The sequence below is a fragment of the Actinosynnema sp. NPDC023794 genome (assembly GCF_040639675.1).
GTDB lineage: Bacteria > Actinomycetota > Actinomycetes > Mycobacteriales > Pseudonocardiaceae > Actinosynnema > Actinosynnema luteola.
This window is the reverse complement of the sequence record NZ_JBFAFR010000088.1, coordinates 1-3156: the sequence shown is the minus strand read 5'-3', so window position 1 is coordinate 3156 and position 3156 is coordinate 1. Positions and strand designations below refer to the sequence as shown.

1 rRNA gene and 1 other annotated feature (1 of these 2 only partly in view) are annotated in these 3156 nt (G+C 57.1%); the gene reads left to right on the top strand.

The features are described from left to right. Window positions 1-2927: a sequence feature (most likely nonfunctional fraction of RNA operon), on the top strand (it extends 1662 nt beyond the left edge of the window). Between the two features lie 111 nt (window positions 2928-3038). Then, window positions 3039-3155: ribosomal RNA gene (gene rrf, locus AB0H12_RS45090) — 5S ribosomal RNA — on the top strand. The last annotated feature ends 1 nt before the right edge of the window (window position 3156 follow it).

The following is a 3156-nucleotide window of genomic DNA, read 5'->3' as shown; positions in this document are numbered from 1 at the left end:
ACGTCTGAACACATAGGGCGTGTGGAGGGAACGCGGGGAAGTGAAACATCTCAGTACCCGCAGGAAGAGAAAACAACCGTGATTCCGTGAGTAGTGGCGAGCGAAAGCGGAAGAGGCTAAACCGTATTCGTGTGATACCCGGCAGGGGTTGCGTGTACGGGGTCGTGGGACCTGTTCGTCAGTTCTGCCGAGCTGGCAAGGAGTCATAAAACACTGTGGTTAGCGGAACGCGTCTGGAAAGCGTGGCCGTAGAGGGTGAGAGTCCCGTACGTGAAAACCCGGTGTCTCCTGACGGTGTTCCCAAGTAGCAGCGTACTCGTGAAATTCGCTGTGAATCTGGCGGGACCACCCGCTAAGCCTGAATACTCCCTGGTGACCGATAGCGGACTAGTACCGTGAGGGAAAGGTGAAAAGTACCCCGGGAGGGGAGTGAAATAGTACCTGAAACCGTGTGCCTACAATCCGTCGGAGCCTTTAGGGGTGACGGCGTGCCTTTTGAAGAATGAGCCTGCGAGTTAGTGCTGCGTGGCGAGGTTAACCCGTGTGGGGTAGCCGTAGCGAAAGCGAGTCCGAATAGGGCGGTGTAGTCGCGTGGTCTAGACCCGAAGCGGAGTGATCTAGCCATGGCCAGGGTGAAGCGTGGGTAAGACCGCGTGGAGGCCCGAACCCACCAGGGTTGAAAACCTGGGGGATGAGCTGTGGTTAGGGGTGAAAGGCCAATCAAACTCCGTGATAGCTGGTTCTCCCCGAAATGCATTTAGGTGCAGCGTCGTGTGTTTCGTGCCGGAGGTAGAGCACTGGATGGTCTAGGGGGCCCACAAGCTTACCGAAATCAACCAAACTCCGAATGCCGGTACGTGAGAGCGCGGCAGTGAGACTGCGGGGGATAAGCTTCGTAGTCGAGAGGGAAACAGCCCAGAACGCCGGCTAAGGCCCCTAAGTGTGTGCTAAGTGGGAAAGGATGTGGGGTCGCCCAGACAACCAGGAGGTTGGCTTAGAAGCAGCCACCCTTTAAAGAGTGCGTAATAGCTCACTGGTCAAGTGGTCCTGCGCCGACAATGTAGCGGGGCTCAAGCACACCGCCGAAGCCGTGTCATTTCAGTGTAATGCTGGGATGGGTAGGGGAGCGTCGTTCAGCCGTTGAAGCGCCGGAGTGATCCAGGTGTGGAGGCTGGACGAGTGAGAATGCAGGCATGAGTAGCGAAAGACGAGTGAGAAACTCGTCCGCCGGATGACCAAGGGTTCCTGGGCCAGGCTAATCCGCCCAGGGTAAGTCGGGACCTAAGGCGAGGCCGACAGGCGTAGTCGATGGACAACGGGTTGATATTCCCGTACCCGTGTGAACGCGCCCATGGCGAACCTTGTGATACTAACCGCCCGAAGCCCGCTCTGATTCTTCGGATGAGGGGCGATGTGGAGCGCGGGACCTGAACTTGTAGTAGTCAAGCGATGGGGTGACGCAGGAGGGTAGCTCCGCCAGTGAGTGGTAGTACTGGTGTAAGCGTGTAGGGAGAGCTGTAGGCAAATCCGCAGCTCATGTATCCTGAGACGTGATGCATAGCCGATTGAGGCGAAGTAGAGTGATCCCATGCTGCCGAGAAAAGCCTCTAGTGAGTGTTCATGCGGCCCGTACCCCAAACCGACACAGGTGGTCAGGTAGAGAATACCGAGGCGATCGGGCGAACTGTGGTTAAGGAACTCGGCAAAATGCCCCCGTAACTTCGGGAGAAGGGGGGCCGAGGGATTTGAAGCCCCTTGCGGGCTAGGATTTTTCGGCCGCAGAGACCAGCGAGAAGCGACTGTTTACTAAAAACACAGGTCCGTGCGAAGTCGCAAGACGATGTATACGGACTGACGCCTGCCCGGTGCTGGAACGTTAAGGGGACCGGTTAGCTCTTCGGGGCGAAGCTGAGAACTTAAGCGCCAGTAAACGGCGGTGGTAACTATAACCATCCTAAGGTAGCGAAATTCCTTGTCGGGTAAGTTCCGACCTGCACGAATGGCGTAACGACTTCTCGACTGTCTCAACCACAGGCCCGGCGAAATTGCATTACGAGTAAAGATGCTCGTTACGCGCGGCAGGACGGAAAGACCCCGGGACCTTTACTATAGCTTGGTATTGGTGTTCGGTTCGGCTTGTGTAGGATAGGTGGGAGACTGTGAAGCGCTGACGCCAGTCAGTGTGGAGTCGTCGTTGAAATACCACTCTGGTCGTACTGGATGTCTAACCTCGGTCCGTGATCCGGATCAGGGACAGTGCCTGGTGGGTAGTTTAACTGGGGCGGTTGCCTCCCAAAGGGTAACGGAGGCGCTCAAAGGTTCCCTCAGCCTGGTTGGCAATCAGGTGTCGAGTGCAAGTGCACAAGGGGGCTTGACTGTGAGACCGACAGGTCGAGCAGGGACGAAAGTCGGAACTAGTGATCCGGCCATGGCTTGTGGAAGCGTGGTCGCTCAACGGATAAAAGGTACCCCGGGGATAACAGGCTGATCTTGCCCAAGAGTCCATATCGACGGCATGGTTTGGCACCTCGATGTCGGCTCGTCGCATCCTGGGGCTGGAGTAGGTCCCAAGGGTTGGGCTGTTCGCCCATTAAAGCGGTACGCGAGCTGGGTTTAGAACGTCGTGAGACAGTTCGGTCCCTATCCGCCGCGCGCGTAGGATACTTGCGGAAGGCTGTCCCTAGTACGAGAGGACCGGGACGGACGGACCTCTGGTGTGCCAGTTGTCCTGCCAAGGGCATTGCTGGTTGGCTACGTTCGGAAGGGATAACCGCTGAAAGCATCTAAGCGGGAAGCCTGTTCCTAGATGAGGTATCCCACCCCTTTGTGGGTTAAGGCCCCCAAGAGACTATTGGGTTGATAGGCCGGAGATGGAAGGTCGGTAACGGCTGGAGTTGACCGGTACTAATAGGCCGAGGACTTGTCATGAAGACGCTACGCATCCACTGTGCGGTTCTGAAAGAACCGAACCGGACCATCGGGTCCAGGCCCTTGTGGGGTTTGGGTTCGGTGCCTACGGGTTGGTAATTTCATAGTGTTTCGGTGGTCATAGCGGTTGGGGAACACCCGGTCCCATTCCGAACCCGGTAGTTAAGCCTTCCAGCGCCGATGGTACTGCACTCGTGAGGGTGTGGGAGAGTAGGACGCCGCCGAACA